The sequence below is a fragment of the Patulibacter brassicae genome (assembly GCF_033949425.1).
In the GTDB taxonomy this organism is placed as follows: Bacteria; Actinomycetota; Thermoleophilia; order Solirubrobacterales; family Solirubrobacteraceae; genus Patulibacter; species Patulibacter brassicae.
Window position 1 is genome coordinate 950,601 of record NZ_JAXAVX010000001.1, and the last position, 22,558, is coordinate 973,158.

16 protein-coding genes and 2 riboswitches are annotated in these 22,558 nt (G+C 77.0%); of the genes, 7 read left to right on the forward strand and 9 right to left on the reverse strand.

The window, feature by feature from the left end; all coding sequences use genetic code 11:
• Positions 1 to 124: 124 nt before the first annotated feature.
• Positions 125 to 281: riboswitch (cobalamin riboswitch) on the reverse strand.
• Positions 282 to 439: 158 nt separating this feature from the next.
• Positions 440 to 1,549 carry an AAA family ATPase gene (locus tag SK069_RS04315; protein WP_319952951.1) on the forward strand — a complete coding sequence of 370 codons (1,110 nt, stop codon included), beginning with the start codon at positions 440 to 442 and terminating at the stop codon, positions 1,547 to 1,549.
• 37 nt (positions 1,550 to 1,586) lie between these two features.
• On the opposite strand, the gene SK069_RS04320 is transcribed toward SK069_RS04315, so the two are convergent.
• Positions 1,587 to 2,876, reverse strand: coding sequence for a YibE/F family protein (locus tag SK069_RS04320; protein WP_319952952.1), 1,290 nt, complete (start codon positions 2,874 to 2,876; stop codon positions 1,587 to 1,589).
• Positions 2,877 to 2,952: 76 nt separating this feature from the next.
• A riboswitch (cobalamin riboswitch) is annotated at positions 2,953 to 3,124 on the forward strand.
• An 80-nt stretch (positions 3,125 to 3,204) separates the two neighbouring features.
• Here SK069_RS04320 and SK069_RS04325 point away from each other — a divergent pair.
• The 5 genes from SK069_RS04325 to SK069_RS04345 are packed head-to-tail and all read left to right on the forward strand — an operon-like array spanning position 3,205 to position 8,053.
• On the forward strand, positions 3,205 to 4,287 hold the full coding sequence (locus tag SK069_RS04325) for an ABC transporter substrate-binding protein (RefSeq protein ID WP_319952953.1): 1,083 nt from the start codon (positions 3,205 to 3,207) through the stop codon (positions 4,285 to 4,287).
• Between the two features lie 10 nt (positions 4,288 to 4,297).
• Positions 4,298 to 5,371 carry a FecCD family ABC transporter permease gene (locus tag SK069_RS04330; RefSeq protein ID WP_319952954.1) on the forward strand — a complete coding sequence of 358 codons (1,074 nt, stop codon included), beginning with the start codon at positions 4,298 to 4,300 and terminating at the stop codon, positions 5,369 to 5,371.
• Entirely contained in the window at positions 5,368 to 6,234 is an 867-nt protein-coding gene (locus SK069_RS04335) for an ABC transporter ATP-binding protein (RefSeq protein ID WP_319952955.1), read from the forward strand. Before SK069_RS04330 ends, SK069_RS04335 begins: the two co-directional genes overlap by 4 nt.
• Entirely contained in the window at positions 6,231 to 7,265 is a 1,035-nt protein-coding gene (locus SK069_RS04340; RefSeq protein ID WP_319952956.1) for an ABC transporter substrate-binding protein, read from the forward strand. Before SK069_RS04335 ends, SK069_RS04340 begins: the two co-directional genes overlap by 4 nt.
• The gene (locus tag SK069_RS04345) at positions 7,262 to 8,053 is read left to right on the forward strand and encodes a class I SAM-dependent methyltransferase (RefSeq protein WP_319952957.1); all 792 of its coding nucleotides are present in this window, start codon (positions 7,262 to 7,264) and stop codon (positions 8,051 to 8,053) included. Before SK069_RS04340 ends, SK069_RS04345 begins: the two co-directional genes overlap by 4 nt.
• Before the next feature lie 78 nt (positions 8,054 to 8,131).
• Here the strand turns inward: SK069_RS04345 and SK069_RS04350 are convergent, their stop codons facing one another.
• The 8 genes from SK069_RS04350 to SK069_RS04385 form a co-directional block, all read right to left on the reverse strand.
• On the reverse strand, positions 8,132 to 9,652 hold the full coding sequence (locus tag SK069_RS04350; RefSeq protein WP_319952958.1) for a sensor histidine kinase: 1,521 nt from the start codon (positions 9,650 to 9,652) through the stop codon (positions 8,132 to 8,134).
• Between the two features lie 2 nt (positions 9,653 to 9,654).
• Entirely contained in the window at positions 9,655 to 10,371 is a 717-nt protein-coding gene (locus SK069_RS04355; RefSeq protein WP_319952959.1) for a response regulator transcription factor, read from the reverse strand.
• Positions 10,372 to 10,573: 202 nt separating this feature from the next.
• Positions 10,574 to 13,033: an ArnT family glycosyltransferase gene (locus tag SK069_RS04360; RefSeq protein WP_319952960.1), complete on the reverse strand. Its 2,460-nt coding sequence runs from the start codon at positions 13,031 to 13,033 to the stop codon at positions 10,574 to 10,576.
• A 42-nt stretch (positions 13,034 to 13,075) separates the two neighbouring features.
• On the reverse strand, positions 13,076 to 14,437 hold the full coding sequence (locus SK069_RS04365) for a bifunctional glycosyltransferase family 2/GtrA family protein (RefSeq protein WP_319952961.1): 1,362 nt from the start codon (positions 14,435 to 14,437) through the stop codon (positions 13,076 to 13,078).
• Positions 14,438 to 14,658: 221 nt separating this feature from the next.
• On the reverse strand, positions 14,659 to 15,243 hold the full coding sequence (locus tag SK069_RS04370) for a hypothetical protein (protein WP_319952962.1): 585 nt from the start codon (positions 15,241 to 15,243) through the stop codon (positions 14,659 to 14,661).
• 103 nt (positions 15,244 to 15,346) lie between these two features.
• Positions 15,347 to 16,264: an MYG1 family protein gene (locus SK069_RS04375; RefSeq protein WP_319952963.1), complete on the reverse strand. Its 918-nt coding sequence runs from the start codon at positions 16,262 to 16,264 to the stop codon at positions 15,347 to 15,349.
• A gap of 48 nt (positions 16,265 to 16,312) precedes the next feature.
• Positions 16,313 to 17,389, reverse strand: coding sequence for a spirocyclase AveC family protein (locus SK069_RS04380; protein ID WP_319952964.1), 1,077 nt, complete (start codon positions 17,387 to 17,389; stop codon positions 16,313 to 16,315).
• Between the two features lie 17 nt (positions 17,390 to 17,406).
• A complete protein-coding gene (locus SK069_RS04385; protein ID WP_319952965.1) occupies positions 17,407 to 17,991 on the reverse strand; it encodes a TetR/AcrR family transcriptional regulator in 585 nt (194 codons plus the stop codon).
• A 169-nt stretch (positions 17,992 to 18,160) separates the two neighbouring features.
• On the opposite strand from SK069_RS04385, the gene SK069_RS04390 reads away from it, so the two are divergent.
• Entirely contained in the window at positions 18,161 to 22,537 is a 4,377-nt protein-coding gene (locus SK069_RS04390; protein WP_319952966.1) for a DUF3418 domain-containing protein, read from the forward strand.
• The last annotated feature ends 21 nt before the right edge of the window (positions 22,538 to 22,558 follow it).

Genomic DNA, 22,558 nt, shown 5'->3' on the forward strand with positions numbered 1-22,558 from the left:
CGCGCCGGCCGGGAGCGGCGGAAGCGACGGCAATCGGTGGTCGGCGGGGACGCGGGTCCCCGCACTGCTGCGCGTGCGCACGGTCTCCCCATCCCCGAGGGGTCTCGACGTGGACGGACCGGGCCGGTCTCCTGGCTCGCGTCCCCGGTCCCCGCGCCTTCCCGGGCCCGCCGCCGCGTCGGCGGGACGGGTCCCAGTGGCCGCACCCCGGAGGTGCCGGCGACGATCGGATCGGACGCTCACAGTGGCGGGTCCGCGCCGGTCTCGCACCGGTCTTCCCACGCCGCGCTCCGCTTGGAATCGCCGGGCACGGTACCAGCGGGGCGCTGCTCGTCGGCTCCGCGACGGGCCGCCCGGCGGCTGGTGAACCTCTATGGAATACATACCTGTATGTCTTTGAGGTACAGACCGGAACGTCCTTCCCGTACCCTGTCGGAACGTGAACCCGTTCGAGTACCAGCGACCGCTCGATCCGACGCTCCTGATCGACCGCCGTGCCGAGCTCGACGCGCTCCAGCGCGCCGCGGCCGACCGCGTCGCGGTCCGGCTCGCCTCACCGCGCCGGTTCGGGAAGACGACCCTTCTCGGCGCGCACCTCGCGGCGATGCGCGCCGCCGGCCATCACGCGGCCCTCGTCGACCTCGATCGCGTCGCCACGGTCGTCGACGTGCTCGACCGGATCGCGGAGGGACTGCGGCAGCTCCCGGGCGTCGGGCCCGGCGCGATCGCCGCGCGGCTCGCGCGGATCGGGCTGACCGTCGGTCCCGCCGGGGTGCAGGTGCAGCTCGCGCCCCGGGGCGCGCGGGCGACGCCGAGCCCGGACGACGCGCGCGCCGCGATCCGCGACCTCCTGCGGCTCCCGGCGGACCTCGCCTCGGACGGGGACCTCGTCGTCGTGGCCTTCGACGAGTTCCAGGACCTCCTGACCGCCGACGAGCGCCTCGACGGCCTGCTGCGCTCGGTCATCCAGCACCAGGGCGACCGCGTCGCCTACCTCTTCGCGGGGTCCTCCCCCTCGATGATGCGGACGCTGTTCGGCGATCGCGAGCGGCCGTTCTTCGGCCAGGCGCGCCCGGTCGAGCTCCCGCCGCTCCCGCTCGAGGAGACGACGCGCGAGGTGCTCGCCCGGATGCCGGCGCCCGAGGACCCGCGCACCGCGGACGCCACCGCGCGGATCGTCCAGGCGGCCGGCGGCCATCCCCAGCGCACGATGCTGCTGGCCTTCCACCTGCACGAGCTGCTGCGCGACGAGGAGCCGACCGACGACCTCGCCGCCGCCGCGTGGGCGCGCGCCCTGCGCGAGGTCGACGACGTCTGCGCCGCGCTCTGGTCGACGCTCTCCCGACCCGAGCGCGCCGTCTGCTCCGCGGTCGCCGATGGCCTGGCCGCGACGTCGACGACCGCCGCCGAGCAGCACCAGATCTCGCGCTCCACGCTGCAGAGCACGACCGAGCGGCTCGTCGCCGACGGCCAGCTGCTGCGGCGCGGCGAGCGCCGCCGCGTCGAGCTGCTGGACCCGCTGTTCGCCGCGTGGCTCCGCGACCGCTGATGCGGGCCACGGTGAGCGCCCGAGCGCTCGGGGCGGCTCAGTGGTGGTGGGCGTGCCCGTCGCCGAGCGTGGCGGCCGGCAGGCGGCCGACGAGGATCGCTGCGAGCAGCGTCGAGAGCGGGACCGAGAGCAGCAGGGCGATCGAGCCGACGAGCGTCGAGACGATCGGCTCCGCGAGCGTCGTGTCGTTCACGGCGTCGAGGAACGTCACGTCGTTGGCGGAGGCGACGAGCAGCAGCGGCAGGGTCGCACCGGCGTAGGCGAGGACGAGCGTGTGGATCGTCGCCGCGAGGTGGTCCCGGCCGACGACGAACGCCTCGCGGTACAGCTCGCCCGCACCGAGGTGCGGCGCGGTCCGGTGCAGGGCCGCGACCGTCGAGACCTGCGAGACGACGGTGTCGGTCAGCACGCCGAGCGCGCCGATGACCATGCCGGCCAGGAGGATCCCCTGCAGCGGCAGCGCCTCGCCGGACTGCAGCGCGAAGGAGCCGAGCTCGGAGTCGGTGCCGTCGAGCCCCGACAGCCCGAGCCAGAGGCCGCCGAGCAGCGCGGCGACCGACAGCGACACGCCGATCCCCGCGACCGCCGCGAGGCTCTGGGCCGTCACGCCGTAGGTCAGGGCGGTGGTGACGAACATCACCGCCAGGGCCCCGACGACGGCGACGAGCAGCGGCGGGTGACCGTCGAGGATCGACGGCACGAGCCAGAGGACGACGAGCGCGAGGCTCGCTCCGGTGCCGAGCAGCGCCAGCAGCCCACGGCCCCGGGCCACGAGCAGCCCGAGCAGCGCGAAGCCCGCCATCAGCGCGACGAGCGGGATGCGGCGGTCGACGCCGGAGTACGCGTAGACGGGCTCGGTGCCCGGCTCGACCGGCACGCCGCTGGCCGGGTCGGGCGACTGGTCGCTCAGGCGGATCGCATCGCCGGGATCCAGCGACGGCGCCACCCCCTCGGGGCCGAGCACGATCGTCACGCGCCGCCCGTCGTCGCGTCCTTCGTCGACGGTCGCCACGACCGTCGCGCACCGCTGGCTGCTGCCCTCCGCGCACGGCGCGGCGCGGGCCTCGACGACCGTCGCGGCGACGGTGGGCCGCTGCGTGCCGGGCCCGGGATCGTGGTCGCCGGAGGGCCAGAGGACGACGAGCCCGACGAGCGTCAGGACGCCGACGAGCGCGACGACGCCGAGCAGCAGGCGACCGGCCGGATGGTCGCGCAGCCGCGCGGCCGCGGGGGCGGCGGCGTCGCGGCGGCCCTCCGACGTCCCGGGGGGTCGGGGGTCCCTCCCGTCCTCGTGACGGCCGTGGTCGTGGTGCTCGTGGTCGTCCATGGCGTGGCCGCGCGAGCGCGACGGCGCCAGTCTTCCAGACGAGATCGGTTCCCATCGTCCGCTATCGTGCCGCGGCGAGCCAGTCGTACCCACGACGTGGGTCAGGGAACCCGGTGCGACTCCGGGACTGACGCGCAGCGGTGAGGGGGACGGCCCGAGCACCACGCCACTGGGCGCCGCGACCACCCGTCGTGGCCCCGGGAAGGCGCTCGAGCCGATCGAACCCGAGTCCGAAGACCTGCTGGCTCGCGGGCCGCCGCTCTTGCGCCGCGGCCCGGATCACCCCACCAGGACCGCGCGACACGGTCCCCGATCGAAGGAGCACGCCGTGCGCTCACGGCCCACCGAGACCCACCCGTCCCGCGCCGTCCGGCGCGCGGCCCTCGCGCTGCTGCTCGCCGCCGCGACCGGCGCGCTGGCGGCCTGCGGCGACGACGAGCCGGCGGCTCGGGGCATCCCGAGCGGGCCGGCCTCCGGGCACCCCGTCCGCCTGGCCGACAACTGCGGTCGCGCGGTGACGATCGACCGCGTCCCCCGGCGCGTCGTCTCGGTGAACCAGGGCTCGACCGAGGTCCTGCTCTCCCTCGGCCTCGCCGATCGCCTGGTCGGCACCGCGACGTGGACGGACCCCGTCCGGGCCGACCTCGCCGCGGCGAACGCCCGCGTCCCCCGCCTCGCCGACGACGTCCCCGCGATGGAGCGCGTGCTCGCCGCCCGGCCCGACCTCGTGACCGCGTCGTTCGGCTTCGCGCTCAACGGCGAGGACCGGGACCGCCGCGAGCGCTACGCGAAGCTCGGGGTCGCGACGTACATGGCGCCGTCGGAGTGCGAGGACCGCGACGGCGGCGGCAGCGGTGACGGCCCCCGCGATCGTCCGCTGCGGATGGCGGTCATCCACCGCGAGGTTCGCGAGCTGGCCCGGATCTTCGGCGTGCCGGAGCGCGGCGAGCGGCTCGTGCGGCGGCTCGAGCAGCGGCTCGCCGCGGCCGGTCGCACGCGCGCCCGTCCCGGGACCTCCGTCGCGTTCTGGTTCGCGAACGACAAGGCGCCGTACATGGCCGGCTGCTGCGGCTCGTCGGGGATCATCGCCCGCGCCGTCGGCGCCGAGAACGCCTTCGCCGACACCCAGGACGAGTGGCCGCAGGTCGGCTGGGAGTCCGTCGCCGACCGCGACCCGGACGTCCTCGTGCTCGGGGACCTCTCCCGCCGCCAGCAGACGGCCGAGGACCTCCGGTCGAAGGTCCGCTTCCTCACGACGAACCCCGTCACGCGCCGGATGACCGCCGTGCGCGAGCGGCGCTTCGTCGCGATGAACGGCGCCGACCTCAACCCGTCGATCCGGACGGTCGACGGCGCCGAGAAGCTCGCCGCGGGCCTGCGCCGGTTCGGCCTGGCGAGCCCGGCGCGCTGACCGCCGTCCGATGACCCACGAGCTCCCGACGACGCCCGGCGCCTCGGCCGCCGTGCTGCCGGCACCGGTGCGCCGGTCGCTGCAGGTCCTGGCCTGGGCCGGCGGCGTGGCCCTGCTGCTCCTGTCCGTCGCGGTGGCGATCACGATCGGGCCGGCCGACCTCGCGGTCGGCGACGTCGCGGCGATCGTCGGCGACCACCTCGGCCTCGCGACGGCGGACGTCACGCGGATCCAGGACGGCATCGTCTGGGAGCTGCGGCTGCCGCGGACGCTCCTGGCCGCGGTCTGCGGAGCCGGGCTGGCGATCTGCGGCGCGATCCTCCAGTCGCTGCTGCGCAACCCGCTCGCCGACCCGTTCGTGCTCGGCATCTCGTCGGGTGCCTCGACCGGCGCCGTGCTCGTGATCGTCCTGGGCATCGGCGGTGGGGCGATCTCGCTCTCCACCGGCGCCTTCGCCGGCGCGCTGGTCGCGTTCGGCCTCGTGCTGCTGCTCGCCTCGGGCGCGGGCGGGGCCGGCGACCGGATCGTCCTCGCCGGCGTCGCCGGCACGCAGCTGTTCTCGGCGCTGACGTCGTTCGTCGTCACCTCGTCGGCCGACGCGGAGCAGACCCGCGGGGTGCTCTTCTGGCTCCTCGGGTCGCTCGCGGGCGCGGAGTGGCACGACGTCCTCGTGTGCGCGGTGGTGACCGCGATCGGGATCCTCGCCTGCCTGCTGTGCGCCCCGGCGCTCGACGCGTTCGCCTTCGGTCACGACGCCGCCGCGAGCCTCGGCGTCCCGGTCGGGGCGGTCCGCCTCCTGCTGCTGCTCGTCACCGCGCTCGTCACCGCGACGCTCGTCGCGAGCGCCGGCGCGATCGGCTTCGTCGGCCTCGTCCTCCCCCACGCCGCACGGCTGCTCGTCGGTCCCGGTCACCGGCTGCTGCTGCCCACCACCGCGCTCGTCGGCGCGATCTTCCTCGTCTGGGTCGACACGCTCGCCCGGACCGTGCTCGACCCGCAGGAGCTGCCGGTCGGCGTCGTCACCGCGCTCGTCGGCGTCCCGGCCTTCGCCCTGCTCCTGCGCCGGCGCGGGGCCGTCCGATGACCGGCGAGGGCGGGGCGCCGCTGGCGGTGCGCGACGTCCGCTGGTCGGCGGGCGGCCGGCTCATCCTCGACGGGGTGGCGCTCGACGTCGCGCCCGGGGGGACGCTCGGGCTGCTCGGGCCGAACGGGTCGGGCAAGTCCTCGCTCCTGCGGCTGCTCGCCGGGGTCCGACGGGCCGCCGGCGGGGCGATCCTCCTCGACGGCGACGACCTCGCCGGCCTGCCGCGTCGGCGCGTCGCGCAGCGCCTGGCGCTCGTCGAGCAGCACGCGGAGACCGAGCTGGACCTCACGGTGCTCGAGGTCGTGCGGCTGGGGCGGATCCCGCACCGCCGTCCGTGGTCGGGGGTCGGCGCCGAGGACGACTGCGCGGTCGCCGAGGCGATCGCGCGCACCGGGCTGCAGGAGCGGCTGCACCAGCGCTGGTCGACCCTGTCGGGCGGCGAGCGCCAGCGCGTGCAGATCGCCCGCGCGCTGGCGCAGGAGCCCCGGGAGCTGCTGCTCGACGAGCCGACGAACCACCTCGACGTGCACCACCAGCTCGACCTGCTGACGCTCGTCGCCGAGCTGCCGCTGACGAGCGTCGTCGCGCTGCACGACCTGAACCTCGCGGCGATGTTCTGCGACCGGCTCGTCGTGCTCGACGCCGGTCGCGTGGTCGCCGCAGGAACGCCGGCCGCGGTGCTCACGCCCCGGCTCATCGCCGACGTCTACCGCGTCCGCGCGGTCGTCGGCGACGACGGACCCGGCGGCCGGCCGTCGATCCGCTTCCTGCCCGGTCGCCTCCGGGCCCCCGCACCGCACGACGCCGCCGCCCCGAGCGCCGCATCCACTCCCCCCACCACCGAGAGGACCACCGCCCCGTGACCCGCCCCGCCCGCCCGCTCGCGCTCGCCGCGCTGGCGATCGCCGCCATCGCGCTGCCCGCCTGCGGCGACGACGATCCCGCCCCCTCCGCCGCCGCCGGCGCGACGACGACCACGGCCTCCGCCGGCGGTCGCGTCGACCTCGACAACTGCGGCGTGCGGCTGCGCCGCGAGGCCGCGCCCGAGCGCGCCGTGGCGATCAGCCAGCCGGCGATCGAGCTGCTCCTGACGCTCGGCCTCGCCGACCGGATGGTCGGCGCGGCCGGGTGGAACGACCCGGTCGTGCCGGCGCTCCGGACCGCCAACGCGAAGGTGCCGCAGCTCGGCAAGGAGTTCCCCTCGTTCGAGCGGACGCTGAGGACCGAGCCGGACTTCGTCTACACGACCTTCGCCTGGGGCTTCTCCGACGAGGGCACGGCGCCCCGCGAGCGGTTCGCGAAGCTCGGCGTCGACACGTACCTGTCGCGCAGCGAGTGCGGCGGGCAGGACGCGCGCCAGACGTCCCGGCTGCGGTTCGAGGACGTGTTCCGCGAGGTCCGCGAGCTCGCCGCGATCTTCGGCGTCGAGCGGCGCGGCGCGCAGGTCGTCGCCGGCCTGCAGCGTCGCCTGGCGACCGCGACCGGCGGCCTCGACGCGCGCGGCGTCGACGTCGCCTGGTGGTACGCCGCGACGAAGGCGCCCTACATCGCGGGCTGCTGCGGCGCCCCGGGGATGATCACCGAGCGGGTGGGCGCGACGAACGCCTTCGCGAGCGCGAAGCAGCTCTGGCCCGAGGTCTCGTGGGAGGCGATCCTCGAGCGTGACCCGGACGTGCTCGTGCTCGCCGACCTCACCCGCGGCGGCGACGGCGACAGCGCGCGGGCGAAGCTCGCGTTCCTGCGCAGCAACCCCGTCGCCAAGCGGCTGACCGCCGTGCGCGAGAACCGCTTCATCGTCATGACGGGCTCGGACATGGACCCCTCGCTGCGCAACGTCGGGGCGGTCGAGAAGCTCGCCGCGGGGATCCGGAAGCTCGGGCTGGCGCGCGGATGACGCTCCTCGAGCGCTGGGACGCCCAGCAGGCCGCCTACATCGCCCAGCGGGAGCAGCGCTTCGACGTCATCGTCGAGCTCGTGCGCCGCGTCGCGGGACCGGCGCCGCGCGTCCTGGACCTCGCCTGCGGCCCGGGCTCGCTCAGCGCCCGGATCCTCGACGCGCTGCCGCAGGCCCGCGTCGTCGGCGTCGACCTCGACCCCGCGCTGCTGCGGATCGCGCGGCGCGAGCTGGCGCCCCGCGGCGAGCGGCTCGCGCTCGTCGACGCCGACCTCGCCGGCGACGCCTGGATCGACGCCGTCCGTCAAGCCGCCGCGACGGCGTCCGCCGGGGACGACGGCCCGGCGCGGTTCGACGCCGCGGTGTCGACGACCGCGCTGCACTGGCTGGCGCCGCACCAGCTCGTGCGGCTCTACGGCCAGGTGGCCGGGCTGCTCGCGCCGGGCGGGATCCTCGCCAACGGCGACCACTTCCGGTTCGACGCCGCCGAGCACCCGACGCTGGCGCGCGTCGCCGCGGAGCACGACCGGGCCACCCAGGAGGCGGCGTTCGCCGCCGGCGCCCCGACGTGGGACGCGTGGTGGGACGAGGTCCGCGAGGAGCCCGGCGGCGCCGCGCTCCTCGCCGAGCGCGACCGGCGCTTCGCCGGCCGCGACGCGCCGCCGCCGACGACGATCGGCTTCCACGTCGCGGCCCTGCGCCAGGCCGGCTTCGCCGAGGTCGCCCCGGCGTGGCAGCTGCTCGACGACTACGTCGTGGTCGGCCGCACCGCCGGCGGGCGACCGTAGGGCGGCCCGGCCAACCCGTCGCCGCCGCCGTCGCGGCGCCCGTGGCCGATCGAGCCGCGGGACGGCGGCGGCGCGCGCTCACGCGTCGGCGGCGACGGCCGGGCGGTGCGGCAGGCGCACGAGGAACGCCGCGCCGCCGCCCTCGGCCGTGCGGGCGGCGACGGTGCCCTCGTGCGCCTCCACGATCGCGGCGACGATCGCCAGGCCCAGACCGGCGCCGGCGGCGCCGCGCTGGCGGCCCGCCCCCTCCTTGCGCCAGAAGCGCCCGAAGAGCTGCTCGGGATCGCCGTCGGGCAGCCCCGGGCCGTGGTCGCGGACCTCGACCTCGACCGTCGCGCCGTCGCGCCGCACGGCGAGGTCGATGGCCGCGTCGTCGGGCGTGTGGACGAGCGCGTTGCGCACGAGGTTCGCGAGCACCTGGCGCAGCTGGTCGGCGTCGCCGGAGACCACGGCGTCCTCGCTCGTGACCGTCGCGGTGACCTCGCGCGTCGGCGCGGTGGCGCGGGCGTCGTGGGCGGCGTCCTCGACGAGGATCGCCAGGTCGACGGGGTCCTGCGCGCGCTCGGGCGTCTCGTCCAGGCGCGCGAGCAGCAGCAGCTCCTCCACGAGCGTGCCCATCCGCGCGGACTCGTCCTCGATCCGGCCCATCGCGCGGTCGACCGCCTCGCCGTCGGGCAGCGCGCCGACGCGGTGCAGCTCGGCGTACCCGCGGATCGACGCGAGCGGCGTGCGCAGCTCGTGGGAGGCGTCGGAGAGGAACCGGCGCAGCCGCTCCTCGCTCGCCTCGCGCTCGGCGAAGGCGCCCTCGAGGCGGCCGAGCATCCCGTTCAGCGCGCTGCCGAGACGACCGACCTCCGCCGGGTCGCCGCTCTCCTCGACGCGCCGGGACAGATCGCCGGCGGCGATCGCGTCCGCGGTGTCGGCCATCCGCTCCAGCGGCCGCAGCCCGAGGCGGACGATCCACCACGCGACGGCCGCCAGCAGCACGAGCGTCAGCACGATGACGATCGCCGCGACGAGCAGCAGCTGGTCCAGCGACTCGTCGACGCTCGTCAGCGGGACGGCGACCGCGAGGACCGCGCCGTCCGGCGAGCCGAACGTCCGCACGCGGTAGCGCACGCCGCTGGCCGCGCTGCCGGTCGTGAAGGCCCGCCCCGCGTCGAGTCGCTCGGGCAGGCGCGGCCTCGGGAGATCCTCGGCGAACTGCGTCACCCGCGCCGCGGCGAGCACGTTGCCCTGCGCGTCGCGGAGCTGGCCGTAGGCGCTGACGGGCACGTCGCGCGGCGCGGGCGGCCCGCCGGGGCCGCCGCCGGCCGGGAACAGCGGCGACGTCGTCCCGGAGACGCCCGACGAGCGGGAGCCGTTCGCGCGACCGAAGGGGTCGCCCAGCGCGTCCCGCGTGATCTGGCGCAGGACGGCGGGTCGCGCGGCCTCCGCCTGGTCGTCGGCGCGGTCGAGCAGGAACGAGCGCTGGCTCGCGTAGACGACGCCGCCCAGCACCACCATGCCGAGCGCGACGAGCAGGACGAGCGCGAGCAGCAACCGGGCACGCAGCGACAGGCCGGCGACGCGCCGGGCGACCGAGCGGCGCAGCGACACGCTCAGCGCCTCGGGGCGCGCAGCGCGTAGCCGACGCCGCGCACGGTGTGGATGAGCTGCCCGTCGGCGCCCTCGACCTCGAGCTTGCGTCGCAGGTAGCTGACGTACGTCTCGAGCACGCGGGCGTCGCCGCCGAAGTCGTAGTCCCAGACGTGGTCGAGGATCTGCGCGCGGGTCAGCACCCGGCGCGGGTTGCGCAGGAAGTAGTGCAGCAGCCGGTACTCGGTCGCCGTGAGCTCGACGAGCTCGCCGGCGCGCGTGACCTCGCGCGTGTCCTCGTCGAGCTCGAGGTCCTCGAAGCGCAGGACCGGCGAGGTCTCGGTCTCCTGGCCGGTCCGGCGCAGGACGACGCGGATCCGGGCGACGAGCTCCTCGAGGCTGAACGGCTTCGTGACGTAGTCGTCGCCGCCGCTCGTCAGGCCGCGGAGCTTGTCCTCCGTCGCGTCCCGGGCGGTGAGGAAGATGATCGGCACGTGGCCGCGCTGCGCGCCGAGGCGGTCGGCGACGTCGAACCCGGTCGTGTCGGGCAGCATCACGTCGAGGACCATGATCTGCGGTCGGAACGCCTCGACCTGGGCGAGCGCGTCCTCGCCGGTGGCGGCGGTGGCGACCTCGAATCCCTGGAAGCGGAGGGCCATCGAGACGACGTCGACGATGTTCGGCTCGTCGTCGACGACGAGGACGCGGGCGCCCGGAGCGGAGGACGTCTCGGTGGCCATGCGGGCAGTATCGCTCCCGAAGCTGTGAGCTTCCTGGGGACACCCTGGGCCGCTCCCGCGACCTCGCGGCGTGCGCCCCGCGACGCGCGCCGGCGACCCGCCGACTGCCGCCGCGACGCGCACCGGGGGCGTGCGCGGCGCGGCGCGTCCGTCCGGGACGACCGGAGGGGGCGCGCCGCGCACGCCCCCCGGTCGCGACCGGTCAGCCCGCGGCGCGCAGCGCCGAGGCCAGGCCCTGCAGGTCGTAGAGGCCGTCGACGCTGGAGACCTCCTTGCCGACCTGCTGGACGACCGCCAGCACGTCGCTGGCGCCGACCCGGCCGTCGCGCATCCCGCCGAGGCCGTCGCTGTCGGCGACGACCCAGCGGATCTTCCCGGCCTCGACCATGTCGGCCAGCCACGCGACGCTCACCTGGCTCTCGCGGCCGGAGAAGCCGCCGATCGCCACGACCGGGCTGTTCCCGTCGGCCGCGAGGATCGAGGACGCCGCGCCGCTCTGGCTCGAGACCGCCACGGTCCCGCCGCCGTGCGCGGCCGCGTAGGTCACCGCCGCGCTCAGGGACCGCGTGTTGCCGCCGAACATCCCGCCGCCGCCGGGGCCGCCCATCCCGCCGCCGCGGGACGCGGACGAGCCGCCGGAGCCCGACGTGCCCCGGCCGGGGACGGCCGACGCACCGCCGGACCGGCCGGTGGCGCTCGAGCCGCTCGCGCCCGGCATCGCCGGCGGGCCGCCGGACCGGCCGCTCGCCGAGCTCGACGCGCCCGGCATCGCCGGGGGACCGCCGGCCTGCCCGCTCGCCGGGCCCGCGCCGGGCATCCCGCCCGGGCCACCACCCATCGCCCCGCCCGGGCCGCCCATCCGGCCGCCGGGACCGCCGCGGAAGCGGTCCATGCCGCTGCTCGCCGGACCGCCGGCCGGGAACGTGCCCGACGTCGCGTGCCCGAGCGTGGCGAACGACCAGGAGCCGGGCGCGACGAGCAGCAGCGCGACGCCGACCGCGAGCGCCCAGCGCCGGATCCGCGGCGCCAGGCCGCTGGCGAGGACCCCGGCGACGGCGAGCGTGCCGACGATCAACGGCACCTCCCACCAGCCCAGGTCGGTGGCCGAGTGGCGCAGGACGACGAGCTCCGTGACGAGCCCGCCGAGCAGCAGCGCGGGACCGAGCACGCGCGCGGGCAGCTCGCCGCGGCTGGCCGGGGACGCGCCCGGCGTCGGACGCCCGGCTGCCGGGGCCGACGCCCCCGCCGTCGCGGCAGCCCGCTCCGCCCGCAGTCGCGGACCGAGCAGCGCCTCGTGGATCGCGGTGGCCGCGCGTCCGCCGCGGTGCCCGGGCGAGGCCTCCGCCTCAGCCGGCGCCGACGACGGACGGCCCGCGACCGCGGCCGTCCCCGCCGACGCGGCGCTCGTCGCGGCCGACGGGGCGAGCGCGACGGTCGCCCGTCCCGGCCACGCGGTGCCGACGCCGGCGCCGACGAGCGCGGCGACGAACGGCGCGATGAGCGAGACGTAGTACGGGTGGAAGATGCCCTCCGCGCGGCTGAAGGCGACCGCCGTCACCAGGCCCGCGCCGCCGACGACGAGGAGGAAGCCGGTGCGGGCGTCGTCGCGGCGCAGCCGCGTGGCGACGAGCAGCCCGAGGCCGGCGACGATCGCCGCGCCGAGCAGCCAGCCGGCCTGGCCGCCCAGGGCCTGGTTCAGCAGCCGCAGGACGCCCGGGTCGCCGCCGAAGGTGCCCCCGCTGGAGAGGCCCCCGCCGCCCCCGCCGCCCATCGGGCCGCCGCCCATGCCGCCACCCGCCATGCCGCCCGGCCCGCCGCTCTGCCCGAAGAGCCGGCCGAGGCCGTTGTAGCCGAAGATCAGCGACCAGATCGAGTTGTCGCTCGTCCCGGAGACCCACGGCCGATCCGTGGCGGGCGTGAGCCAGACGAGGATGGGCCAGGCGAGGCCGACGACCGCCGCCGAGAGCCCGAAGGCGCCGACCTGGCGGACCGCGCGCAGGCGGCCCGTCGGAGCGATCCAGAGCCAGGCCGCCACGATGCCGGGCACGACCATCAGCGCCGCGGCCATCTTCGCCTCGAAGCCGAGGCCGACGGCGACGCCGGCCAGCACGAGCCAGCGGGTCCGCCCCTGCTCGAGGCCGCGGAGCGTCGCCCAGAGCGCGAGCGTCGCGCAGAGCACGAGCAGCGCGTCCGGGTTGTTGTGGCGCGAGACCGCGACCGCGATCGGCGTCAGCGCGAGCGCCAGCCCGGCGGCCGTGCCCGCGGGACGCCCGAAGCGCCGGGCGACGAGGTCGTAGGCGAGGCCGACGGTCGCCACCCCCATGAGCGCCTGGGGCACGAGGATGCTCCAGGCGCTGAGGCCGAACGCGCGGGCGGAGAGCGCCTGGATCCAGAGCGCGAGCGGCGGCTTGTCGACCGTCATCACGCCGGCGCTGTCGAAGGAGCCGTAGAGGAAGGCGTGCCAGCTCTCGGTCATCGAGCGGACGGCGGCGGAGTAGTACTCGTTCGCCATCCCGTTCTGGTCCAGCGCCCAGAGGTTCAGGACGCCGGCGAGCAGGAGCAGGCCGAGCAGCTCGGGCCGCCGGGCGAGCCCGCGCGCGCCCGTGCGGGCGCGCTCGGCGGTCCGTCCGGGTGCGCCGCGCAGGCGGCCCGGGAGGGTCATCGGAGGAGTGGCCATGGTGATGTCGGGGTTCGGGGTCGGAGGTCAGGAGGTGGCGCGCTCGCCCGGGGCGGACGCGTGGTCGTCGTCGACGCGCGGCGGCGTGCCGCGGCCGGTCGCGGGACGTCCGCCGCGGCGCGGGGCGGCGGCGGCCGGGGCGCCGCGGCGCGCGACGCCGGCCGCCTCGCCGAGCGGGACGAGGCGCCGGACGACGGGACCGGCGACGGTCACCGCCGGGCGGCGGGTGGCGGACGCGTCGTGCCGGCCGCGGTGCGCGAAGACCCAGGTCTTCAGCGCCACGAAGCGGGTGACGGTCGCGCAGATGCTCGCGGCGATGAGCACCGTCAGCTCGACGCCGCGCGACGGCGCGGGGTCGATCGCGTGCAGGAGGCTCAGCGCGCCGCTCGTGAGCAGGACGGTGAGGACGAAGACGACCGCGCCCATCGCGTGGTGGCGCGCCAGGCCCTCCCGTCCGCGGACGCGGAAGGTCAGCCGGCGGTTCGCCTGCGTGTTGGCGACGGCGGTGATCGCCAGCGCGGCGACGTTCGCGCCACCCGCGCCGAGCGGACCGTGCAGCAGGAGGTAGAGGAGCGCGTAGGCGATCGTGGAGAGGGCGCCGATCGCGAGGAACGGCCCGACGGTGCTGCGGCGGGCGCCGGCGACGAGCAGCCGCGCGACGCCGCGCAGGTCGTCGCGCGCGGTCTGCACGATGTCGACCCGCGAGTCCGGGTCGTCGACCCAGTCGACCGGCACCTCGTGGATCCGGTGGCCGGCGCGCTGGGCGGCGACGAGCAGCTCGGTGTCGAAGAACCAGCCCTCGTCGCGGACCTCCGGGAGGAGCTCCCGCGCGACGTCGGCGCGGATCGCCTTGAAGCCGCACTGCGCGTCGCTGAAGCGGGCGTGCAGCGAGAGCCGCAGGATCCGGTTGTAGGTCCGCGAGATGAGCTCGCGCTTCGGGCCGCGGACGACCCGCGAGCCGGCGGCGAGCCGGGTGCCGATCGCGACGTCGCTGTGCCCGGTCACGAGCGGGGCGACGAGCGGCAGCAGCGCCGCGAGGTCGGTCGAGAGGTCGACGTCCATGTACGCGACGACGGCCGCCTCGCTCGCCGACCAGCCGGCCCGCAGCGCGCGGCCGCGGCCCTTCTGGTCCAGGCGCAGCAGGCCGACGCCGGGCAGGTCGTCGGCGAGCGCCCGGGCGATCCGCGGCGTCGCGTCGGTCGACGCGTTGTCGGCGATCGTGATCCGCCACGGGTAGGGCATCTCGGCGGTGAGGTGGTCGTGGAGCCGGCGGATCGAGGCGGCGAGGGCGGCCTGCTCGTCGTGGACCGGGACGACGACCTCGACGACGGGCGCCGGGCCGCCGTGGGCGGCCGCGGCGCGCTCGGCGGTCTTCGGGGCGGTGCTCATGGAGGCGATGCTGCGGGGGGCCCGTGGGGACCGGCTCCGGGAAGGCTGAGACGTGACTGGGAGGCCCGGCGCGCCGGCGCGGGCTGGGACGGGCGCCGTCCGCGGGGCCGGGAACGACCGAGCGGCCGGCATGGTGGCCGGCCGCTCGGGGGCGTCGTCGGGTGGTGCCGCGGGGCGCGTCGCGCGCCGCCGTGGTGCTGCGTGGTCCCGCGACGCGGGGCTCAGCTCTGCTGGCCGGTGACGGTCCCGCTCGTCGTGCTGGAGTCGGAGCTCGACGACGAGCCGTCGCCGGACGGTGCGCCGTCCGGGGCACCGCCACCGCTCGGCGGGTTCCCGGAGGGCGGCGTCCCGCCGCCGGGGCCGGACGGCCGCGAGGCCTGCAGCGCGGCCTCGACCTTCGCCTGCGAGACGCCGAGCGCCTTCGCGAGCTTCTCGGCCATCGCGCTCGGATCCGGGCGCTCGCCGGAGGAGCGGTCCTCGCGCAGCGACGCCATCGCGGCCTGGAGCTCGCTCGTCGAGACGCCGAGCGCCTCGGCCATCGTGGCGAGGTCCTCCTCGGACGGCGCGCCGCCGCCCCCGCCGGGGGATCCGCCGGCGGCGCCGGGGCCGCCCTGGGCCGCGGAGCCGGCGGCGTCCTGCGGGGTGGTCGTGGTACCGGTGCGCGGCGTGGTGCTCGTGCCGGCCTGCTGCTGGGTGGCGGCCGCGTTGCTCGGGCCGTCGCTCGACGACGAGGAGCCGCAGCCGGCGGCCGCGAGCGCCGCGGCGCCGCTGACGAGCACGAGGGCGATGGACTTGGGGTGGAGCATGCGACGACCCTGCCGTCGCGGCCTGGGAGGCCCCTGGGTCGGGACTGGTGGCGGGCCGAGACCGCCTCGCCGGCGGCGGCCTGCGCCGCGCCGGGCGGCGCGGTCAGGCGTCCGGCAGTCCGAGGCGCGCGAGGGCGAGCGCGCCGTCGCGGGAGCGCGCGACCGCGAGGAAGCGGGCGATGTGGCAGAAGACGGCGTCCGCGACGCCGCTGGCCCGCTGCAGCTCCTCGCCCTCCAGCCCGCCCCAGGGCTCCGGCAGGTCGCGGCGGTTGGCGAACCCGTGCGCCGCGGCGGGCACGGCCTGCACGCCCCAGTCGTTCGTCCGCGGATAGACGACGAAGAGCACGTCCGGCGCCTCGGCGAGCACGACGTCGCGCCACGGCATGCCCCGATCGAGCTCGAGGATCCGGGGGTCCCCGGCGGCGTTGCGTGCCAGCGCGGCGCGGACGAGGTCGCCCGCCCGCTCCCGCGCCTGCGCGCGGGCCAGCTCGTCGCGGAGGATCCGCTCGGCGACGTCGATCGCGTCGTCGAAGGCGGCCCGCTCGACCCGCGCGCCGTCCTCCGTGTCCCACGGCGGGTTCATCGCCGCGATCGCGCCGCTGATCCCGTAGGGCTGGACGCCCTCGATCCGCGGGTCGTACAGCTCCTGTCCGTTGTCCCCCGCGTCGATCGGCGTCACGAGCAGCGCGTCGACCGCCTCCCAGACGGCCTCCGACCCGGCGAGCTCGCGCCCGACCTCGCGCCAGACGAGGCCGAAGGACGCGAAGCGGACGCCGTTGTCGCGCTCGCCGACCCCGCCCTGGTGGTGGTCGAAGTCGCCCGTCGCCGGATCGTGGCGGCGGCCGACGTCGACCCGCAGGGCGCAGGTCGCCAGCAGCTCGGGGTCGCGACTGCGCACGACCTCGAGCGGCCCGCGGGCGAGGCGCAAGGTCGCCAGCGCGAAGACCTCGTCGGCGTGGAAGGACCCTGAGTGGGTGCCGACGCGCAGCGGCTCGTCGGGCGTCGGGGCGGCGTCGGGCACGCGCGGACCGTAGCGGAGGGGCTCGGTCGCCCGGCCGCCGCTCTGCGGTCACGGCGCGTCGCTCGCGCCCCGGACGGGCATCCGGAAGCCGGGCGATCCCGGGCACGGGCCGTAGGCGGTGCCCGAGCTCGTCGCGGTGTCGCAGGTCCGGTTGGGCAACGCCGGCGGGTACGCCGGATACGGCTCCGCGTGCAGCCCGGCGAGCATCACGGGCGTCGACCAGCCGATCACCGAGACGCAGCAGACCGCGATCGTCGCGAGCGTGGAGACCGCGGTCCGGACGCGTGCCGGGAGGTGCCCGAGCCCCCGCTCGGTGATCCGCTCGCCCCGCGCGTCGACGAAGAACCGCACGAGCCCGAGCGTCGTGGCCCAGGCGACGATGTAGCCGAACTCGAAGAGCGACCAGTGATGGTCGCCGCCCGTGATCGGCACCGGCATGCCGGGACCGCCCCAGAGGTGCGGCCGGATCATGACGGTGCTGACGAGGATGCTCGTGAGCACCGCCGATCCCGCGGCGGCGGCGACGAGGCCGGCCGTGCCGATCGCCGGGCGGCGCCGGCGCAGCGCCGCGAGGAGGTGCCCGATGAGCCGCGCCTCGATGACGAAGCAGACGTAGAGCGGCACGATCATCAGGACCGGGAAGGCCCCCTCCCCGGCCGCCGGGCTGACGATCCCCGGCGCGTTGGCCCACCAGTCGTTGAGGTTCAGCGGCCAGTTCGCGCTGTAGAACCAGATCGGCTGGATCCAGTTGACGAAGGTGTCCCAGAAGCTCGCGCAGACGAGGCCGATCGCGAGCTTGCCGTCGAAGCTCAGCCGCCCCAGCCGCCGGCTCTCGCGCACGACCGAGGCCACCACGCCGAGCGCGAGGACCCAGAGGAGGCCGGTCAGACCCCACGCAACGACGCGGCTGGAGCTCGCCGTGTCGCGTCCCGTCGTCACCTCGTCGGGACCGTCGGCGAGCCACCCGGCGAGCGTCCACGCCATGTACGCCAGGAGGGCCACGCCGACGAGCGCGAGCCAGTGGGCGGGGCCCCAGCGCCGCTGCGTCGCCGCGCCGGCGTCCGCGTCCCGGACGGCGGTCGCGGACGACGGGGACCCCGCGGCGGGCGGCACGGCGATTGACATGCGTCAGAATCTAATGCTCATTCGATTCCTTCGTCAAGCCGCAGGAGCGCCAGGAGCGTCGTGGTCCGCGCGCCCGCGTCGTGCGCGGGGCGGCCGTCGCGCCGCAGGCCGCTGTTCATCGCCCCGATGAGCAGCTCGGCCACGAGCGGCGGCGAACCCGGGGGCAACGCCTGCGCCGCGGCCACGATCGCCGCCCATCCCCGGGCGTACTCCCCCAGCAGCCGGTTGCGCTCGCGGGCCAGCGCGTCCGGCAGTCCCCCGTCGTCGCGCAGGACCAGCGCGCCGTAGGCCCCGAGCTCGTCGAGCGCCCCGACGTGCGCGGCGACCGCCCGGCGCAGCGCCGCCACCGGGTCGCCCGACGCTCCGCCGACCGCCTCGTCGACCCGGGCCGAGGCCCGCGCGACGGCCTCGCGGATCGCCGCCTCCACGAGCGCCGTCCGCGACGGGAAGTGGAAGTAGAGGCTCCCGGGCCGCAGGTCCGCTCGCGCGGCGATCGCGGTGACGCTCGCCCCCTCGACGCCCTGCTCGGCGAGGACCTCCGCCGCCGCGTCGAGGATCCGCTGCCGCGTCCGCTCGCCCTTCGTCCGCCCCGCGCCGGTCATCCCCGGCAGTATCCGCCGGGCGGCGACCGCAGGCGCGCGGCTCCCGCCCGGCGGCGCATCGGCGGGATGCGGCGACGCGCCCGGTCGCCCGCGCATCCGCGGGACCACGGAGCGGCGGCCCTCGGGGACCAGCCCGCGGGACGACGCGGTGCGTAGCCTTGGGAGGGCGGTGCCCGACGCCCCCTCGACCCCCGATCTGCGCGAGCGGCTGGCCGGCCTCTCGCTGCGCGACGAGCACCGCCTCGCCCGGCGCGTCGATCGCGTGCGCCACCAGCGCGACGACGCCGTCCGCGAGCGCGAGCTCGGACGGCTCGTCGGCGAGATCGAGCGCGCGGAGCAGCGGATCGCCGCACGCGTCGCGGCGCGCCCCGAGCGGATCTCCTACCCCGAGGAGCTGCCGGTCTCGGCTCGCCGGGACGACCTGCTCGCGGCGCTGCGCGACCACCAGGTCGTCGTGGTGGCCGGCGAGACCGGGTCGGGCAAGACGACGCAGATCCCGAAGCTCCTGCTCGAGCTCGGGCGCGGCATCCGCGGCACGATCGCCCACACCCAGCCGCGCCGGATCGCCGCGCGGACGGTCGCGCAGCGGATCGCGGACGAGCTGCACGTCGAGCTCGGCGACGCCGTCGGCTACTCCGTCCGCTTCAACGACCAGGCGAGCGAGCGCACGCTCGTGCGGCTCATGACCGACGGCCTGCTGCTGGCCGAGATCCAGCGCGACCGCCTGCTGCGCCGCTACGACACGATCGTCGTCGACGAGGCGCACGAGCGGTCGCTGAACATCGACTTCCTGCTGGGCTGCCTCACGCAGATCCTGCCGAAGCGGCCCGAGCTGCAGGTCGTCATCACCTCGGCGACGATCGATCCGGAGCGCTTCGCCGACCACTTCTCGTCCGCGCTCGGGGGCGTCGAGGTCCCGATCGTCGAGGTCTCGGGCCGGACCTACCCGGTCGACGTCTGGTACCGCCCGCTGCGCGAGGACGACGAGGACGCCCCCGACGGGCCGGGCCCGGATCCGGACGCCGGCGCCGACGGCCGCTCCCCCCACCGATCCGGGGACGGCGCCGGCGACGACCGCGCCCGCGGCGACCGACGCGGCGACGGGCGCGGCCCCCGACGGGGCGGGCGACCCGGTGGCCGGGCGGGCGAGACCGGCGAGCGCGACCAGGCCGACGGGATCGCCGACGCGGTCGAGGAGCTCCTGGACCACCACCGCCGCCACCGCACCGACGGCGCGCAGGGCGACGTGCTCGTCTTCCTCTCCGGCGAGCGGGAGATCCGCGACACCGCCGAGGTGCTCGCCGGCCGGCTGCGCGACCGCCGCGAGCCGGTCGAGGTGCTGCCGCTCTACGCCCGGCTCTCCGCCGCGGAGCAGCAGCGGATCTTCCAGCCCCACCGCGGCCGGCGGGTCGTGCTGGCCACGAACGTCGCCGAGACGTCGCTGACCGTCCCGGGCATCACGTACGTCGTGGACGCCGGCACCGCGCGGATCAGCCGCTACAGCGCGCGACTGAAGGTCCAGCGGCTGCCGATCGAGCCGATCTCCCAGGCCTCGGCGAACCAGCGGACGGGCCGCTGCGGCCGCGTCGCGGACGGCATCTGCGTGCGGCTCTACTCCGAGCGGGACTTCGCCGCGCGCCCGGAGTTCACCGACCCGGAGATCCTGCGGACGAACCTCGCCTCGGTGATCCTGCAGATGGCCGCGCTCGAGCTCGGGGCCGTCGAGGCCTTCCCGTTCGTCGAGCCGCCCGACGCACGGCAGGTCCGGGACGGCGTCCTGCTGCTCGAGGAGCTCGGCGCGCTGCGCGACGGCCGGCTGACGCCGCTGGGGCGCCGCATCGCCGCGCTGCCGGTCGATCCGCGGATGGCGCGGATGATCGTCGCCGGCCACGAGCAGGGCTGCACCGACGAGCTGCTCGTGATCGCCGCGGCCCTCTCGATCCAGGACCCGCGCGAGCGACCGGTCGAGGAGCAGGGGAGCGCCGACCAGGCGCACGCCCGGTTCCGGGACGAGCGCTCGGACTTCCTCGCCTACCTCCACCTCTGGCGCTACCTCCGCGGCCTGCAGCGCGAGCTCTCCGGCAGCCAGTTCCGCAAGCGGCTGAAGCGCGAGCACCTCCACTACCTGCGCATCCGGGAGTGGCAGGACCTCGTCGGGCAGCTGCGCCAGGCCGCCAAGCAGGTCGGCATCACGGTCCCGCGGGGGGCGCGCGCCGACGAGCGCGAGCCGGCCGCCGTCGGCGCCGGCACGCCCCGCGCCTCCCGGCGCGGGGACCGCGGTCGCGATGCGCCGTCGTCCGGCGAGGAGCGGCCCGGTCCGGGCGGGCCGCGCGCGGGCGAGCTCGCCGAGGGCATCGGCGACGCCGAGTCCGAGCGGATCCATGCCGCGCTGCTGTCGGGCCTGCTCTCCCACGTCGGCCTGCGCGACACGCCGACCGAGAAGCCCCGACCGGGGCAGAAGCCGGGCCGCGACCGCCGCGGTCGCCGGATCGCCGTCGAGTTCCAGGGCGCGCGCAACAGCCGCTTCCAGCTCTTCCCGGGCTCGGCGCTCGCGCGGAAGCCGCCGACGTGGGTCGTCGTCGCCGAGCTCGTCGAGACCTCGCGGCTGTTCGGGCGGACCGCGGCGAAGGTCGAGCCGCGCTGGATCGAGCCGCTCGCCGAGCACCTGCTGAAGCGCACGTACTCCGAGCCGCGCTGGGACCGCCAGCGCGGCGCCGTCGTCGCCACGGAGCGCGCGCTGCTCTACGGCCTGCCGGTCGTCGCCGGGCGCGCGGTGCCCTACGGGAAGCTCGACCCGGTCGTCGCGCGGGAGATCTTCCTGCGGACGGCGCTCGTGGAGGGCGACTGGGACGGGGGGCGGCGAGGCGGGGCGGAGATCCTGGCCGAGAACGCGAGGCGGATCGCCGAGGTCGAGGCGCTCGAGGAGCGCCAGCGGCGCCGCGGCCTGCTCGTCGACGACGAGGTCCTCTACGCGTTCCTCGACGCGCGCCTGCCGGCGCACGTCGTCGGGGGCGTCGAGTTCGACCGGTGGTGGCGGGACGCCCGCCGCGAGGACCCCGACCGGCTGACCTACCCGCGGGAGCTGCTGCTGCGGGAGGAGGCGGCCGCGCCGTCCGGTCAGGAGGACGCGCGGCTGCGCCCCGGCGCGTGGAAGCAGGGCGAGCTCACCCTGCCGCTGAGCTACCGCTTCGAGCCCGGCAGCGACCACGACGGCGTGACGGTCCACGTCCCGCTCACCGCGCTGCCGCAGCTGCGGCCGATCGGCTTCGAGTGGCTCGTGCCGGGATTCCGCGCGGAGCTCGTGGAGGCGCTCCTGCGCGGGCTCCCGAAGGAGCTGCGGCGCGAGCTCGTCCCGATCCCGGAGACCGCCGCGACCCTGCTGGAGCGGATGACGCCGCGCGCGGCGCCGCTCCCGACGGCGATGGCGCGCGAGCTGCAGGAGCTGCGCCGCGTCCGCGTCTCCCCCGCCGACTTCGACCTCGCCGCGCTGCCGGGGCACCTGCGGATGACGTTCCGGATCGAGGCGCCCGACCCCGGACCGGACGATCCGCCGCTGGCCGAGGGACACGACCTGCTGGCGCTGCGCGAGCAGCTGACCCCGCGGCTGCGGGCCGCGCTCGCCGCCGCCACGCCGAGCCTCGAGCGCGACGGCCTGACGAGCTGGACGGTCGGCGACCTGCCGCGGACGGTCGAGCTGCCCGGCACCGGCGGCGCGGTGCGGAGCTTTCCGGCGCTCGTCGACCAGGGCGACGCGGTCGGCGTGCGGACGTTCGACAGCCCGGCCGCGCAGGCCGCCGCGATGCGCGCCGGCACGCGGCGGCTCCTGCGCCTGACGCTGCCCCGGCCGAGCCCGAGGCTCGACACCGCCGCGGGCCTCACGCTCGCCACCGCGCCCCACGGCAGCCTCGACGCGGTGCTCGAGGACGTCGCGCTGGCGACGATCGACGGCCTGCTGGAGCACCGCGGCGGGCCCGTCTGGGACGAGGCGGGCTTCACGGCCCTGCGCGCGTCGATCGGCGAGCGGCTGCCGGCCGCCGTCGGCCAGGTGTTGGGCCAGGTCGTCCGCGTCCTCGACGCCGAGCGCGCCGTCCGCCGGACGCTCGAGGACCTCGCGCAGCGTCCCGCCACGGCCGAGCGGTTCGCCGACGCGATCCACGACGTCGGCGCCCAGCTGCGGCGTCTCGTGCACCCCGGCTTCGTGCTGGAGGCCGGGCCCCGGCGGCTGCCCGACGTCGTGCGGTACCTGCAGGGTGCCCAGCGCCGTCTGGAGCGGCTCGCCGACGTCGCCGCCCAGGACCGCGACCGGATGGCGACGATCCACGAGCTCGAGCGCGCGTACGCCGCCCGGCTGGAGCGCTGGCCACGTGGGATCCCGCGTCCCGCGGAGCTGCGCGAGGTCCCGTGGCTGCTGGAGGAGCTGCGGCTCGACCAGCTCGCCGGCGGGGCCGGCCGGCGCGTCGTGGCCGGCCCCGGCGGCGCGACGCCGGGCGCGGTGTCCGCCAAGCGGATCCGCCGGACGATCGAGACCGCCGCCCCGCCGCGCTGAGCGTCCCGGCCCGTTCGCCGG

Excerpts from the sequence above, each read along its gene's own strand:
- SK069_RS04320 (WP_319952952.1), bottom strand. The coding sequence starts at position 2,876 with ATGGACGACCACGAGCACCACGACCACGGCCGTCACGAGGACGGGAGG.
- SK069_RS04330 (WP_319952954.1), top strand. The coding sequence starts at position 4,298 with ATGACCCACGAGCTCCCGACGACGCCCGGCGCCTCGGCCGCCGTGCTG.
- SK069_RS04335 (WP_319952955.1), top strand. The coding sequence starts at position 5,368 with ATGACCGGCGAGGGCGGGGCGCCGCTGGCGGTGCGCGACGTCCGCTGG.
- SK069_RS04345 (WP_319952957.1), top strand. The coding sequence starts at position 7,262 with ATGACGCTCCTCGAGCGCTGGGACGCCCAGCAGGCCGCCTACATCGCC.
- SK069_RS04355 (WP_319952959.1), bottom strand. The coding sequence starts at position 10,371 with ATGGCCACCGAGACGTCCTCCGCTCCGGGCGCCCGCGTCCTCGTCGTC.
- SK069_RS04360 (WP_319952960.1), bottom strand. The coding sequence starts at position 13,033 with ATGACCCTCCCGGGCCGCCTGCGCGGCGCACCCGGACGGACCGCCGAG.
- SK069_RS04365 (WP_319952961.1), bottom strand. The coding sequence starts at position 14,437 with ATGAGCACCGCCCCGAAGACCGCCGAGCGCGCCGCGGCCGCCCACGGC.
- SK069_RS04370 (WP_319952962.1), bottom strand. The coding sequence starts at position 15,243 with ATGCTCCACCCCAAGTCCATCGCCCTCGTGCTCGTCAGCGGCGCCGCG.
- SK069_RS04380 (WP_319952964.1), bottom strand. The coding sequence starts at position 17,389 with ATGTCAATCGCCGTGCCGCCCGCCGCGGGGTCCCCGTCGTCCGCGACC.
- SK069_RS04385 (WP_319952965.1), bottom strand. The coding sequence starts at position 17,991 with ATGACCGGCGCGGGGCGGACGAAGGGCGAGCGGACGCGGCAGCGGATC.